The organism is Propionibacterium sp. (assembly GCF_047719395.1).
Classification (GTDB): domain Bacteria; phylum Actinomycetota; class Actinomycetes; order Propionibacteriales; family Propionibacteriaceae; genus Propionibacterium.
On the sequence record NZ_JBDNTB010000017.1, the window covers coordinates 10,795 to 24,892 of the forward strand.

Annotated in this window: 13 protein-coding genes; 10 read left to right on the forward strand and 3 right to left on the reverse strand. The window is 65.9% G+C overall.

Annotated features, from left to right (window positions below):
- The first annotated feature begins 165 nt into the window (after positions 1–165).
- The 9 genes from ABF648_RS04560 to ABF648_RS04600 all read left to right on the forward strand — a co-directional run bounded on the left by ABF648_RS04560 (position 166) and on the right by ABF648_RS04600 (position 9,503).
- Positions 166–681, forward strand: a complete 516-nt coding sequence (locus ABF648_RS04560) for an SAF domain-containing protein (RefSeq protein WP_415631109.1) — start codon at positions 166–168, stop codon at positions 679–681.
- Positions 678–1,637 (forward strand): hypothetical protein, encoded by a 960-nt coding sequence (locus tag ABF648_RS04565; RefSeq protein WP_415631110.1) that lies wholly within the window; start codon positions 678–680, stop codon positions 1,635–1,637. Before ABF648_RS04560 ends, ABF648_RS04565 begins: the two co-directional genes overlap by 4 nt.
- On the forward strand, positions 1,634–3,283 hold the full coding sequence (locus tag ABF648_RS04570; RefSeq protein WP_415631111.1) for a CpaF family protein: 1,650 nt from the start codon (positions 1,634–1,636) through the stop codon (positions 3,281–3,283). Before ABF648_RS04565 ends, ABF648_RS04570 begins: the two co-directional genes overlap by 4 nt.
- 140 nt (positions 3,284–3,423) lie before the next feature.
- A complete protein-coding gene (locus ABF648_RS04575; RefSeq protein ID WP_415631112.1) occupies positions 3,424–4,173 on the forward strand; it encodes a type II secretion system F family protein in 750 nt (249 codons plus the stop codon).
- On the forward strand, positions 4,166–5,071 hold the full coding sequence (locus tag ABF648_RS04580; RefSeq protein WP_415631113.1) for a hypothetical protein: 906 nt from the start codon (positions 4,166–4,168) through the stop codon (positions 5,069–5,071). The genes ABF648_RS04575 and ABF648_RS04580 overlap by 8 nt, the downstream gene beginning before the upstream one ends.
- Positions 5,072–5,179: 108 nt before the next feature.
- Positions 5,180–5,377 (forward strand): hypothetical protein, encoded by a 198-nt coding sequence (locus ABF648_RS04585; RefSeq protein WP_415631114.1) that lies wholly within the window; start codon positions 5,180–5,182, stop codon positions 5,375–5,377.
- 6 nt (positions 5,378–5,383) lie between these two features.
- Positions 5,384–5,746, forward strand: coding sequence for a TadE family protein (locus ABF648_RS04590; RefSeq protein WP_415631115.1), 363 nt, complete (start codon positions 5,384–5,386; stop codon positions 5,744–5,746).
- Positions 5,747–5,793: 47 nt separating this feature from the next.
- Complete coding sequence (locus ABF648_RS04595; protein ID WP_415631116.1) at positions 5,794–6,282, forward strand: TadE/TadG family type IV pilus assembly protein; 489 nt, start codon at positions 5,794–5,796, stop codon at positions 6,280–6,282.
- The gene (locus ABF648_RS04600; protein ID WP_415631117.1) at positions 6,279–9,503 is read left to right on the forward strand and encodes a LysM peptidoglycan-binding domain-containing protein; all 3,225 of its coding nucleotides are present in this window, start codon (positions 6,279–6,281) and stop codon (positions 9,501–9,503) included. Before ABF648_RS04595 ends, ABF648_RS04600 begins: the two co-directional genes overlap by 4 nt.
- Positions 9,504–9,511: 8 nt before the next feature.
- Here the strand turns inward: ABF648_RS04600 and ABF648_RS04605 are convergent, their stop codons facing one another.
- Complete coding sequence (locus ABF648_RS04605; RefSeq protein WP_415631118.1) at positions 9,512–10,867, reverse strand: MFS transporter; 1,356 nt, start codon at positions 10,865–10,867, stop codon at positions 9,512–9,514.
- 125 nt (positions 10,868–10,992) lie between these two features.
- Between ABF648_RS04605 and ABF648_RS04610 the strand changes: the two genes are divergently transcribed.
- A complete protein-coding gene (locus tag ABF648_RS04610) occupies positions 10,993–11,427 on the forward strand; it encodes a hypothetical protein (protein ID WP_415631119.1) in 435 nt (144 codons plus the stop codon).
- Positions 11,428–11,995: 568 nt separating this feature from the next.
- Here the strand turns inward: ABF648_RS04610 and ABF648_RS04615 are convergent.
- Both ABF648_RS04615 and ABF648_RS04620 read right to left on the reverse strand, forming a co-directional pair.
- Complete coding sequence (locus tag ABF648_RS04615) at positions 11,996–12,658, reverse strand: response regulator (RefSeq protein WP_415631120.1); 663 nt, start codon at positions 12,656–12,658, stop codon at positions 11,996–11,998.
- A 159-nt stretch (positions 12,659–12,817) separates the two neighbouring features.
- Positions 12,818–14,068 carry a sensor histidine kinase gene (locus ABF648_RS04620; RefSeq protein ID WP_415631121.1) on the reverse strand — a complete coding sequence of 417 codons (1,251 nt, stop codon included), beginning with the start codon at positions 14,066–14,068 and terminating at the stop codon, positions 12,818–12,820.
- Between the last annotated feature and the right edge of the window lie 30 nt (positions 14,069–14,098).

The window sequence follows — 14,098 nt, forward strand, 5'->3', positions numbered from 1 at the left end:
CTTCCACTGGCCCGGGACGAAGGGATGACCCCGATGGTGACCACCATGAGAGCCACGCCCAGTCAGTGGCAACGCACCCCCGTTCCTGCCTTGCGTGCGCGACGGAGCCCACGCCTGATCGTCCTGGGTGTGCTGTGTGCCTGCCTTGGCGGGCTCGGGTGTGCATTGGCGCTGCAGCAGCTCACCGATGCCCGGCAGGTGCTTGTCGTGGTCCATCCGCTGTCCAGGGGACAGGTCGTCACAGCCGGTGATCTCGGCACGGTGAGCATAGGGTCGGCCTCCGGCGCCGCGGTGGTGCCTGCTGAACAGCTCAGCAGCCTTGTCGGGAAGACCGCACTGACCGATCTCGGGCAGGGTGCCGTGCTCGGTCCGCAGAGCATCGGCGATCCCAATATCGCGGCCGGGCGATCTCACGTGGGGCTCTCCCTGCCGGGAGGAAGAGTGCCCAGTGGGCTCAAGGTCGGCTCACCGGTGATCGTCGCCAGCGCTCCCGGGCCGAAGGACGATGCGAGTGTTCAGGTGGCTCTCGTGAAGGTCGACGCCGAGGTGGCCAGTGTCCCCTCGTCGAAGACCGATGGGGGTCAGTCCTTCGATATCGACGTTCCGGAATCAGCTGCCCTGCAGATCGCCACTCTGGCTGCCGCCGAACGGCTGATCGTCGTCTCGAGGACTGGTGGATGATGACCATCGTTCTGCTCGGCTCGGCGGTGGGTTCGCCCGGAGTCACCACCACCTGCCTCGCACTGGCGCTCACCTGGCCGCGCAGCGTGCTGGTCGTGGACTGCGACCGGAATCCTTCCCAGGCGGTGCTGGCCGGCTGGCTCCGCGCAGCGCCGGTGGCATCCCGGGGGCTGGTGGATCTGGCTCAAGCACATCGGGAGATGCTGCCCATCGCACCCATCCTGTGGAGCCGCACCGTGCCACTCACCGCTGAGGATGTGCCGGACGATGATTCGCGAAGAGGGTCGTCGCAGGGAGCAGGGGCCGGCCGAGGCACGGATGTCACGGCGCCCGATACAGCCAGCCCGGATGCTTCCGAGCGCCGCGACGCAGCAGCCGCACCGGCGCAGGGAGACGTCGTTCGCCGCTTCCTGCCTGGTTTCAGCAGACCGGGTGCGGCGGCTCTCTTCGAACCTGTCTGGCCCGAACTGGCAGAGGCCCTGGCCGGTTTGGCCGGGAGCGACGTGGACATTCTCATCGATGCCGGCCGTGTCGGCGCTGAGGGCCCGCCCGCTTCACTGCTTGCCATTTCTGACGTCGTGGCGCTCACCGTGCGCAGTTCGCTGAGGTCGCTGGCGGCTGTGCGTCTCTATGTTCCGGGGTTGAGCGAGCGCGTCGCCGGGTTGCAGGGCCCCCGCTTCGGATTCGTCGTCGTTGGTCCGGGCAGGCCCTATTCCGATGCCGAGATAGAGCACGAATTCGCCCTCCCCGTGCTCGCCGACCTGCCCTGGAGCCCGGACGATTCGGCGGTGCTCAGCGAAGGTGGCGAGCAGCCTCGCCGTTTCACCGAACGGCCACTGCTGCGCGGAGCACGGGCAGCGGCTTCTGCGCTGGGTGCGGCAGTTCCTCGAGCGCACCAGTCTTCCCAGGTCGTGCCCGGACTGCAGGCATCCCAGCTCTCGGGGGCTTGGTCATGAGTGGCCGCCGGTCCGATCCACTGCCGCCAAGAGCGCTCGGCCTGGCACTTGGTGATCTCAAGGCGCCCTTCGATCAGGGCACGCCGTCGTGGCGAAACCCGGATCCTGACCCGGTGGGTCGGGTGCCCGGACCTGGCGATCCCCCTCGTGGGTTCACACAGCTCGGCAGATCCGCATCACTGGGCAACGTGCCGGAGGGCACAGACCTGCGCCGCTCCAGCCGTGGAAACCCTCCAGGGCCTGGGACCGAAGGTGGAGGTCCATCGAGGGCGGCACTGCATGGCGAGCCGGATCGGCGCACCCTCTCCGAGGGCGCCACAGACTCTTCGGACACAACGGATTGGCGTGTGGTGAGCCAGCTGCGGTCCATGCTCTCAGAGACGATCACCCGTGAGCAGGAGTCCTGGGAGCACGAACACCAGCGCCCCATGGACGCTGAAGATCGCCGGCTCATGGGCCAGTCGATGATCCGGCGGGCGATTCATGACCACGCTGACCAGCTGAACCGCAGCGGCGAGGCCCTGTGGACACTCGATGTGGAGCAGCGCTATGTCAAGGCCGTCACCGACGCGATCTTCGGGTTTGGACGGATGCAGCCCGTTTTCGAGATCGCCGATGCCGAGAACATCGAGATCCACGGCTACGACTGCGTGCTCGCGCAGTTCGGCGACGGGCACCGCGAGGAGCTCGATCCGGTGGCCGATTCTGACGCGGAGTTGGTTGCTGCGGTGCGTTTTCTCGGTGAGAACGCTGATCCGCCGAGGCCATTCGACGATGCGCATCCCACCATCACGGTTGCGCTGGGCGATCGTTTCCGGCTGCACGCCATCGGATTCGGCCTGGCAGACCGGCCCTCGGTCATCATCCGGCAGCATCTGCTCACCGATGTCAGCCTGGAGACACTCGCGCACAGCGGCATGATGCCCGGTGAGGTGGCGGAGATGCTCCGAGCCTGCGTCCGGGCGAGGCGCTCGATCGTCATCTCCGGTGACCAGGGCGCGGGCAAGACCACCTTGTTGCGGGCCTTGGTGGATGCCATTCCCGTCACGGAGCGATTCGGCACCCTGGAAACCGACTACGAGCTCCTCACCCATTTGCAGCCGCGCCGGCGCAACATGGTCGCACTGCAGGCCAAGATCGGCCTCGGGGAAGTGGTCGACGGCCGCCGGATCGGTGAGTACACCGTTGCCGACCTGATCCCGGAAGCCCTGCGGCAGAACCTCACCCGGCTGGTCGTCGGCGAGGTGAGGGGCAATGAGGCAGGAGCCATGCTCCAGGCGATGCAGTCCGGCGCCGGAGCGCTCACCACGACGCACTCGCACTCTGCATCCTCCACGATGGATCGCTTGGCTGCGAGGGTTGCAGAGGGTGGCGTGCTTCGTCTCGACGAGGCCTACCGGCAGATCGCCTACAACATCCACCTGCTCATCCATGTCGCGCTGGTGGACAACACCTGGCGAGGTGGCAAGCGCTATCGCCATATCAGCGAGATCAGGGCATTGACCGGGGCGATGGAGGCCGGCAGGCCCACTACGCACCTGGTCTACCGGGCTGGCCGTGATGGCTCATCGGAGTTCTTCCAGCCCGGCGAAAACCTCCTCGCGGAGATTGAGCCCTTCACCGGCGAGGAGGTGACGAGACCATGACCCTCGTCCTCGCACCACTGGGGGTGGCCGTGGTGATTCTGGGTGGCTTCGTCCTTGCCGAAGGCGCGCGAACACGAGATCGCGAGTTGTCCACAGATTCTTCCACAAGGTTGTGGGAAACACTCAGCGTGCGGTGGAAAATGACCACTCGGGTTCAACGCATCCGAACCGCAATCGCAGCGATATCCGCAGGGCTCTGCCTGGTCATCTCAGGATCCCTTCTCGCCGCGGTGATCGTGGCCAGCCTTGTTCTCGTTCTCCCGGCGTTGTTGTCCACACCGGTCAACCGCGATATCGAAATACTCCAGGCATTCGACCGATGGGTGAGGTTGCTGGTGGGCTCGGTGTCCACCGGTAAGTCGCTGCCCGATGCGGTTCGCGCGACGCAGCACCAGGTCGCGCCACTGCTTCGCAGGCCGGTCAGCCAACTCATCGCCCGGTTCGATGCACGGTGGCCCCTCGATCACGCACTGCGGGCCCTGGCCGATGACTTCGCCAGTCCCGACGCGGACGCCGTGGTCGCAGCGATGGTGGTGGCCGCCCGGCGCGGCGGCACAGGTATCACCTCATCGCTGCGCGCCCTGGGCGACCACACGAGGCATCGACTGAAGAGCCTGCGGGAGGTCGAGACGGAACGAGCGAAGCCGCGCATGGTCGTGCGCCAGGTCACCGTCATCACGCTCGCCGTCCTGGCCGGAGTCGCCGTGCTGAACCCGGAGTACATGGCGCCCTATCGCAGCCCGGTAGGCCAACTGGTGGGGGCATTGCTGTTCGCCGGCTATCTGTGCGCTCTGCTCATGCTTCGCCGGGTGGCACGTCCGCGTCCCCGGGAAAGGATCCTGCAGGGTGGCCTGCTGGCGGCGCCGGTGAGTGAGGTGGACGATGCCTGATCCCCTCCTGATCTCCATTCTGGCCGGCGCACTGGCTGCTGCCGGGCTGGTCGTCCTCGTGGCCGGGGTGCGGCCGAGCACGGTGCGGATGGCGGACGCCTTCGTGAACCTCGATGGCGGGCACCCCGCACCAGGCGCTGACCGGGAGATGCTCGTCAGCACTGCGGACAGTTGGCTGGAACGCCTCGGTGCCAACGCCTATGCGCGGTTTCATCTGCCGATACGTGAAGGCAGTCGTCGGCTGCTTCAGCTGCGGGATCGCTCCATCGGCGACTTCATGGCAGAGAAACTGGTCCTCGCTGTGACAGGCCTGCTCACGCCCATGATCGTTGCTGCACTCAGTGCCCTGCTCGGGTCACCACTCGGCGCGCCGGTGCCGCTGGCTTGCCTGGCACTGGCTGCGCTCGGCTGGTTCTGGCCCGATGCCACGCTGCGACGCAGCGCGAACCGAGCACGGTTCAGCGCCGACGAGGCACTCCTCAGCCTCTTCGACCTGGTGATGCTGGAACGAATGGCCAACCGGTCCGCTTCCCAGGCCCTTGAATCAGCCGCATCCGTCTCCGATGTCCCCGTGTTCCGGCGCGTGCGGGGCGTACTGGTGCAGGCGAGTCTGGAGCAGCAGCAACCATGGCCGGGCCTGCGCTCACTGGCCGCGGAGCTGCGTCTGCCCGTCCTCGCCGATCTCGCCGACATCATGCAGCTCGACGATCAGGGTGCCTCACTGACTGAGGCGCTCGCCGCTCGAGTCGAGGAGCTCAGAGATGCCCATCTGGCCACCGAGCGCACCGAAGCCAATGAAGTCAACGAACGAATGACCTTGTGGATGGCGCTTCCCGTGATGTTCTTCGGTCTCGCCTTCATCGCACCGCCACTGATGCGCCTTTCTGGAATGAGCTGAACCAAGACGGGTGGTGCACACCACCCGCCCAGGACTTCTGAATCCGTCCGTCACGACACAGAGCACCATCACGACATCCAGTACGACGACACCGAGGAGTTGAGCACAATGCCCACATCACTGAACCGGATCATCCAGTTCGCAAGCCTGGTCATCGGCATCCTGAGCGCACCACGGACGCACAGGGACGAGCGCGGTCTGTCCCAGTCCACCGAGAACGCGGTCCTTCTCGCGGGCGCGGTGGTCATTGCGGGAGTCGTGATCGTCGCCGTGCGGGCCTATGTCACCTCGCACATGCCCAGCTGAGCAGTCATGACACGGCCACTCCAGCGCGCTGAACGCGGCATGAGCGAGGCCATCCAGTGGGCTGTTCTCGCACCCGTTGTGATGGCCGCACTGCTCGGTGTGATCGAGGCCGGGGTGTGGTTGCATGCCCGCACTGTGGTCCAGCAGGCTGCGCTCACAGCGGCTGAGACCCAGGCCCTGCACGGTGTGTCACCCGGCGCGGCAGAGCAAGTCGTCGCGCAGATGACTTCGGAATTGCTGGACGTGCGCACGACCAATGCCGTCGGTGCGGATGCCATCTCGGTAACCGTGCGGGCGCGCGTTCCCCTTGCGCTGGATCTCGGGCTGACCGAGGTCTCGGCGACTGCCTCCCGACCACGGGAGCGATGACTCCCCCGGAGGAAGAACAACCGACACTGCCCTGAAGGGAGATGACAGTGAACCTCGAGTTGGCCCCGAGCCCTCCTCCACAGACACCGATTCTTCGCCGGCCCCTTCTTCGCCGGCCTCGCGATGATCGCGGCGCGGTCACCATGGAGCTGGTCGTCGTCGTGCCAGGCATGGTGCTCCTGATTGCCCTCATGACCGCGGGCTGGCGCATCTGGTCGGTCCGGGCGCAGGTGCAGGATGCAGCAGCGGCCGGCGCCCGGGCGGCGAGCCTGGCTACCAGCGGAACCGCTGCGCAGGCATCCGCACGCGAAGTCGTCAATGCCGATCTGCAGGCGGTTTCCAGCGCGTGTACAGCACCCGCAGTGGTCGTCGACAGTTCCGGGTTTTCCACACCGGCGGGAACAGAGGCGCACACACGCGTCGACGTGACCTGCCAGGTGGCACTGTCCGACCTGATCGTGGCGGTTCCCGGCTTCATCAAGGCCGAAGGCCATGCCACTTCCCGGTTGGACACATTCAGGGAGCGTCGGCCATGAAGCGCACTCTTGCCCCGATCGGTTCCCTGCTGCTGCTCCTGGCGCTCCTGCCGGGTGGTGCATGGGCGCTCGTGCACTGGGGACGCCTGGATCTGCTGCCGCAGCTGCGGTTCAGCTCCCTGACGGATCCATCCGGCAGCGGAACGGTTCTCCTCGTGCTGTTCAGCTGCGTCGGATGGGGAGCCTGGTTGCTGATGACCGCCTCCGTCGCGGGCGAGGTCGTGAGCTCGGTCAGCAAGGGACGAATCCGGTGGCGCCCTCCTGCCGGGGGACTCTTCCAGCCCGCAGCAGCGGTGCTGGTCACCTCTCTCGCCGGGTTGGTTTTCACTCCCGGGCAGCCAGGCGAGCTGAGCACCGGCAACAACCAGGTGGTGGCCGCTCCAGCGCTCACCATGTCTGCGGAATCCGGGCAGGCCACCGTCGTGGGAAAGGCTGTTCACGACGTCACGGGCGAAGAGACCATCCGATGGCACACGGTGCGCCAGGGAGACGATCTGTGGAGCCTTGCCGAGCGCTACTACGAGGACGGCAGTCAGTGGCGAACCATTGTGGCTGCCAACCAGACCACGGTGCTGTCACCACTGGAGCAACTCGAGCCGGGCAATCTGCTGGCCATACCCGATGGCACACGAGCTGATCCTTCGGATGTCTCGGTCGCGTCCGAGACATCAGGCGCCACATCCGATGTCGGTACAGTATCGGGACCAGACAGTCTCCCCTCTGTTCCCGATGATGCTCCGGCAAGCGATTCCGCCCATCTTGGCGGCGTCCCGGCCAGGTCGGGTCCGCTGGACGCGGGCGTCGACACGGAAGGCTCCCATGTCCCAGGGTCGGCACGACTGTTGAATGCGGGCTCTCCGCGGCTCCAAGAGGTGACGGTGCAGCGGGGCGACACCTTGTGGGCCTTGTCGCAGCAGCATCTGGGTGATGCCACCCGATGGCAGGAATTGCACGAGGCCAATGCCGATTCACTCGCCGATCCGGACCTCATCTCGCCAGGACAGGTCCTCAGGCTTCCCAGCGGCGCGCCCGGTGCCGATGACCAGGACAAGGAGGTTTCTGGCTCTGGCCAAGGGATCACCGACGAAGCAGCCACAGAGACTGATGAGGAAGAAGAGGGCCAGCCAGATCTGGACCAGGACGATCAGAACGTGGAACGGAACGGGCAAGAGCCAGACAGAGCAGAACTGGGCCAGCAGGACCACAACCAGGACGAGCAGATGGAGTCGGGTGGCACCCAGCAGGGCCATGCCGGGATGGATCCGGTCGAACAGGGCCAGGGTCCAGAAGATCCAGGACCGAATGACCCAGATCACCAAGAGGGCAGCCCAGCAGACGAAGGCGTTCTCACCTCCGACGAGGACGTGGCAGGACACGTGAGATCGCTCATCGGCCCGATGGGGGCCCTCGTCGCCTCTGCACTTGTGGTGGCCCTCATGGTGCGTCGGCGCTGGCAGCGCAATGAGCGTCCAGCCGGGAGAATGCCCCGCAGACCCGCACCTGCCAGCCGGGCTGCACTGTCGGCGATGACTGCCACTGCACGGCCCAGCCGCGCAGGCTCTCCGGGCAGCTCAGCCACCACCGAGCAGACCTTCCCCGAGCAGAACTGCACCGAACGGATTCCCGCTGGGCGGCTTCCACCGGCATCCGGCGAGGGTTCATCGCCCACCGCCGAACCAGCAGGCGATGACGGCCACTGCCGCCACGAGGTCCAGTTGGGCACAGGCGATGCAGGTCCGGTGACTCTCGACCTGGGCCCAGGCGGGCTGTTCACCGTGCACAGCCGCGACGAGGAAGTGGTCACCGGTCTGTTGGCCTCCATCGCAGTGCAGCTCAGGGCTCAGCCGGAAACAGCTGCATCGGTGCACCTCGCCCCGAGTCTGGCGTGGATGCACTCCCTGGACGATCCCGATCTGCACATCGCCGACAACGCCACCAGCCTGGTGAGTGATCTTGAACGGCTGGTCGTGCAGCGCAGCGAATGGTTGCAGACGCAAACCGGCTTGAACCCCGCATTCTCGGACGGCCTGATCGGCGCGACGGATGTCACTGGAATCACAGGCGGCGCTGATTTGGTGGGACTGCTCAAGGCATCACCGGCACCAGAGCAGGACATCGGAGCGCCTGCCAATGCCCGGATTGGCAGTTGGGCGCCAGCCGTTTTCCTGTCGGACGAGCCCTGCTCAGCCGATGCCCGGCTTCTCGAACGGCTCAACATCAGTGTCGTCTGCCGCGTGTCCAACCCGGAGGACGCGCTCATCGTCGTGGACGAGGAGTCCGGTTCCACAGCGGGGATCGACTTCCGTCCGGAGATGGTGATGCCCCCAGCACGTCGCGCTCTCGAAGAACTCTTCGAACTCGCGGCCCAGAACGATCACGAAACCGCCTGGTGGTGGGCCTCCGATGACGTACCACCTCCACTCGCATCTTTGCCTTCGCTGCCCGCCCCACTGACCAGTGAGGAGTTCCCCGTGCCTGATTCACCACCCTCACCGGCTCCCTTCCTGCGCCTGCTCGGCACCATTGAATTGGCCAACGCGAACGGCCCGCGTCCGAGCCGTGCCGTGAAGCAGTGCGAGGAGTACTGCGCCTGGATTCTTGTCCACCCGGGGTCCAGCGCCGCCCAGATGACCCGCGATCTGCTCGTCGCCGACACCACACGCCGGTCCAACATGTCGCGGCTGCGGGCATGGCTGGGGCAGGATCCAGACGGCGAGCCCTATCTGCCCGATGCCTACAGCGGACGCATCGCCCTGCACCCCGCCGTCAGCTCGGACTGGGAGCAACTCCAGGTCCTGGTTGCCGGTGGAGTGAACCGGGCAAGCGATCAGACGCTGCATGCAGCGCTGTCCCTGCTGCGAGGCGCACCGCTGGCCGATGCAGCGCCTGGCGAGTGGCGCTGGGCGGAGGACTTGCGCGAAGACATGGTGTGCATCATCCGCGATATCGGCGCCACTCTCGCGGAACACTGCCTGGCACGCCGAGATCTTGACCATGCCCGATGGGCGATCGAAAGAGCACTTGCCGCCTCACCGGACGACGAATTGCTGCTGTGCCTGCGGCTCCGCACCGAGCACCTCGACGGGAACCGTCAGGAAGTGGAGCGACTCGTGCTGTACATCACCCGGCAGGCCAGGCTCCTCGGCGTGGACCTCATGGACGACACCGTCCGCCTGTTGCAGGAGGTGATGGAGGGACAGGAACGCGCCCGGCTGGCCTGATCATGGGATCACCCAGCCTGCGTCCCGTGTGAATCCGCTCTGCGGGGATTTGCTCTGGTCCCCAGGTCGAAGACGGCATTTCCCAGCGCGCGCGAGCCTGCGGCGAAGCCCACCGCCGCGAGCAGGTAGACCGCTCCGAAGCCCGCCGTCACCGGCACACTCACGCCATTGGCTGGTAGCAGCAGCGCCGCGATGACGGCGCCGAGCACGGTGCTGAGGTTGTAGATCGCGTCGTAGATCGTGAACACCCGGCCCTTGTACGCATCGTCGATGTGGGCCACCACCACGGTGTCCACCTGGATCTTCACCGACTGGCCGATCAGACCCATCACGAAACCGTTCAGCACCAGGGTGGGCACCCAGAAGATCGAGCCGGGTATCGCCTGGCTCAGCGCCATCACCACCAGCAGCACGATGATGCAATGGCGCACCCCGAGACGGTGGCCGAGCGGAGCAGCGACGATGCCGCTCAACGCGAAGCCGATGCCGCTGACCAGGAACCACAGGCCGATCCCGGCCAGCGCGGCGGTGAGATTTCCGGACGGGGTGAGGTAGTGGCGGTAGACCACGATCACCATCGCCATGAGCATGCCGTAGCCGATCCGCACCACCGATTGCACCGACAGCGCCAGCCAGGCAGGCCTTCGCGAGGCGAGGTGACGCAACGCCATGACAAGGCCATTCGCCACCTCTGTCATCGTTTTGTGGTGCTCTCCGGGCGCCGGTCCCAGGGCCGTTCTGGGGATTCTCGTGCACGTCAGTGCGGAGCAGCAGAACAGCACTGCGGCCAGCACGAAGATCAGTGCATTCGCCGTGTCCACTCCGGCCCGGCCACCCACCAGCAGCCTGATTGCGCCCGCCGATCCACCGCCGACGATGAGTCCCAGCGGGCCGATCATCGGCATGATCGAATTCGCGTCCAGATATTCGTCGTCGCTGACGGTGCGCGCCAGGCCCGCTTGCAGCCCCGCCAGGGTGAAGCGGTTGAGGCTCAGCATGATCAGCAGCATGAAGGTGAGCACCACCTGGCTCGCGCCGCTGGTGTGGTGGCCGCCGATGAGCAGCACCAGCACCAGGGAGCACAGGATCCGCACCGAATCCACGAGGATCGAGATGCGCTGCCGCGAGAAGCGATCCAGGAAGACTGCCAGGAAAGGCCCGATCAGCGAATAGGGCAGCGTCGTCAGCGCCAGCACCCCTGCCACCGCCCATGCGCTGGTCTGGGACTGCGGGCTGAACAGCAGATAGGAGGCCATACCCACCTGGGCCGTGCCATCGCCGGACTGCCCGAAACAGCGCACCAGAGTAAGGAGGCGAAAGTCGCGGTGGCGCCACAGCCTGCTCAGACGGCGGGTGAATTCCACAGAACCCCCTCGGGTTGCTCATCGGTCGCGCACGACCTTCTGGGTACTCGCGCCCCCGACACGGCATACGCCGAAGGGGCCAGCGCAGCCTATCCTGCCAACTTGGGCTCGGATAGGGTCTGACCATGACAGGCCCGGCAGCCGATCCAACGCACGGCCCGCGCAATGACAGAGCCGAAATGGCGCGCACCCAGGCGAAGATCCAGCAGAGGGCTGCTCGTCGCGAGGCCGCCGAGGCGCAGAAGCTCATCGACGAGTTCGTCGCCAGTGCCCGTCGCGCAGGCCTCGACGCGGTTCCCCTGGTCGCGCAACTCATATCCGGGGGGACGGCGAAGACCGATCGCACCGGCTGGTACATCAAGCGCAGCCACACGATCGCCGTCGGCGAGGACGGTGGCTACTACCTGCTCACGGCGCCCGGTGGCCTGCGAGCCCGATGGCGAGGTGTGCACCTGGAGCCTTCCCAACCCGGGCTCCAGGTGGGCAGGGGAGGCAGGGATGGGGAGACGGGTGATCTCGCCGAATTCCTGCAGCGCACCCTCGAGGGCAAGAATTTGTAGTGGGGAACTCCCAACGGGGACATACAGGCGCTCACGAACTGAGCTGGGTCAACGGCGACAGCGATTGCGAGCAGAGCCCCTGGCTTTACCGACCAGCAACACAATCCCCGACGGGAAAGACGGTCGCTGACCAATTGATCAGTGACCAATTGATCAGGGACAGGAAAATTCTGAAAGTGCCAGAACAGGCACCAGGGGGCTGCTGGTCACCCCCAACAGCCCCCTGGGCGTCTATGGACCGCGCCTGTGCGGAAGCTGAGACCACTGATCGCCAACCCCGTGAACTGCATCGTCGAAGGCCTGTGGGACCGGTTCTCTAGCGCTCAACCTTGGGTAAAAGAATACACGAACATGAGAGAAACCTGAAGAGTTTGTTATCAGTTGGTGAAGGCTTTCTCAGTGCCGCACCGATGGTCTCAGCGGGTCCGGTGGCTGTGTTCCGGGCGACCGGCTCGCCGTGACCCCAACCGAATTCACGTCTGAAACGTATTTGCGGATTTTTATCATCAGTGCATCCGATAAAGCGGATCTACGAAGATGTCCCGCCATGAGGGGAACGAATCGGAATTCAGGGGTGCACGATCCCGGTCTCGTAGGCGATCAGCACCAGTCCCACCCGATCTCTGGCATGCAGCTTGTTCAGCAGCCGGCCGATGTGGGTCTTCACCGTGCCTTCCGCCATGAACAGGTGAGCGGCGATCTCTGAATTGGTGGCTCCGTGCGCCACTTCGGCGAGGACCTCCCGCTCACGCTCGGTGAGCACATCGAGGCGCTCGTCGATCGCGCCCGGGTGGTCGGGTAGCGAGGGCACCACATGATCGAGCAAGCGCCTTGTTGCACTGGGTGCCACCACGGAATCGCCGGCTGCCACCGTGCGGATGGCATTGAGCAGATCGGCGGGCCGGGCGTCCTTGAGCATGAAGCCTGCTGCTCCGGCCTTGAGGGCGGCGAAGACATACTCATCCAGGTCGAAGGTGGTCAGCACCAGAACCCGGGTGTTCACAGCCAGTGCCACCACCTGCCGGGTGGCTTCCACGCCATCCATCACCGGCATACGGATGTCCATGAGCACCACATCGGGCCCCAGGTCCCCGATCTTCTCGACGGCTTCGGCTCCGTCGGAAGCTTCGCCGACGACCGACATGTCGGCCTCGGCCTCAATGAGCATCCGGAAGCCGCTGCGCACCAGGGCCTGGTCGTCGGCGAGGAAGACCGTGATCTGGTCCGTCATCTGTGCCCCTTAGGTGTCTGCTCGCCGGCCTCGTGGATCCCCATGTCCCAACACCGGTGCCTGGTGATCCCATCGACCATCGCCGGGGGATCGGTGGTTCCCTCACCCGCGATCGGGCAGACAGCGTGGGTCACACAGACTGGGTGTTTGACGACAACGCTATCGGCTGCCGAATGGCGGTGCGCTGTCCAGGTAACCAACGTTCAGGTGATCAATGTCGAGGGGAAGAAGTGCCCGCACCTGGAAGCCCCTGGTGGGCAGCGGTTGAGCACTCACCTGGCCGCCCATCGCCACCACTCGTTCCCGCATGCCACGAAGGCCGTTGCCCTCACCGTCATCGGCGGCTCTGGCTCCCAGGCCGTCATCGGTGACGACGATTTCGACAGCGTCGGGACGATAGGCGATGTCGACGCGGCAGTGCGCCTCCGGGCCTGCATGCTTGAGGAAGTTGGTCACAGCCTCCTGGACCACGCGATAGGCGGTGAGCTCGAGACTGGCCGGTACTGCGGGCCTGGTCCCGGTGACGACCAGATCGAGGCGTTCTCCAGCCCTTCCGGTCATGGTGGGAATGTCCGCGAGCCCGGGTTGGGGTGCGTATTCGGCGTTGCCAGGGCCTGCTCGCAGCACACCCACGATGCGTCGCATCTCGGTGAGCGCCTCGCGGCCGGTCTCGGCGATGGTGTCGAGCACCTCGCCGGCACCCTCGGGATTGCGCTGGGCCAGAGCCTTGCCGCCCTCGGCCTGGACGACGATCACGCTCAGCGAATGTGCCACCACGTCGTGAAGCTCGCGCGCAATGTCATTGCGCACCCTCGCCTCGGTGCTGCGCGCCCGTTCCTCGCGAGCGGCCAGTGTCACCTCGTAGCGTTGGATTTCCGCGCGTGCTCTCTCCTGGGCGGCGATGTCGTTTTCACGCAGGCGGCGCCCGATGAGATAGGGCACCAGCACTGCCGTCGAGCACATGATGAACAGCATCCCGAACAGGCTTCCCTGGCTGACATTGCCGGCTGAGAAGTGCGGGCTGTCCAGCCAGCGAAGCGGCCCCATGATCGCGCCGATGAGTCCGCAGACGAGCACGAGCCGCGAACTGGTGCCGTCGACCCCTCGCGCCACCGAGTAGGCCACCACCGGCACCGCGAGCAGTGCAGCCGTGGGGCCTGGAACCACGGCGCACTGCACCAGGCCCGCCACGGAGACGATGGCCAGCATCATGAGGGGCCGCCGCCGGCGTAACACCACGGGAAGGGTGAGCCCCAGTGAGCTGATCGTGGTGGCCACCGGACGGACGGTGCCGTCATCGAAGAGGTCCCCCCAGAAGGCAGTGCCGAGCGTGAGCACGACGGCAAGGGCGATGTCGCCCTTGGAGAACAGGGCTATGTCGCGCCGGATGGACCAGTGTGTCGATGACATGTCGGTGTCAGCCTAGGTTGCCGGTGAGGC

What these genes read in the sequence shown, in the direction of transcription:
- ABF648_RS04570 (WP_415631111.1), top strand. Translation starts at nt 1,634, where the DNA reads ATGAGTGGCCGCCGGTCCGATCCACTGCCGCCAAGAGCGCTCGGCCTG.
- ABF648_RS04620 (WP_415631121.1), bottom strand. Translation starts at nt 14,068, where the DNA reads ATGTCATCGACACACTGGTCCATCCGGCGCGACATAGCCCTGTTCTCC.
- ABF648_RS04590 (WP_415631115.1), top strand. Translation starts at nt 5,384, where the DNA reads ATGACACGGCCACTCCAGCGCGCTGAACGCGGCATGAGCGAGGCCATC.
- ABF648_RS04580 (WP_415631113.1), top strand. Translation starts at nt 4,166, where the DNA reads ATGCCTGATCCCCTCCTGATCTCCATTCTGGCCGGCGCACTGGCTGCT.
- ABF648_RS04615 (WP_415631120.1), bottom strand. Translation starts at nt 12,658, where the DNA reads ATGACGGACCAGATCACGGTCTTCCTCGCCGACGACCAGGCCCTGGTG.
- ABF648_RS04610 (WP_415631119.1), top strand. Translation starts at nt 10,993, where the DNA reads ATGACAGGCCCGGCAGCCGATCCAACGCACGGCCCGCGCAATGACAGA.
- ABF648_RS04600 (WP_415631117.1), top strand. Translation starts at nt 6,279, where the DNA reads ATGAAGCGCACTCTTGCCCCGATCGGTTCCCTGCTGCTGCTCCTGGCG.
- ABF648_RS04575 (WP_415631112.1), top strand. Translation starts at nt 3,424, where the DNA reads ATGACCACTCGGGTTCAACGCATCCGAACCGCAATCGCAGCGATATCC.
- ABF648_RS04585 (WP_415631114.1), top strand. Translation starts at nt 5,180, where the DNA reads ATGCCCACATCACTGAACCGGATCATCCAGTTCGCAAGCCTGGTCATC.
- ABF648_RS04565 (WP_415631110.1), top strand. Translation starts at nt 678, where the DNA reads ATGATGACCATCGTTCTGCTCGGCTCGGCGGTGGGTTCGCCCGGAGTC.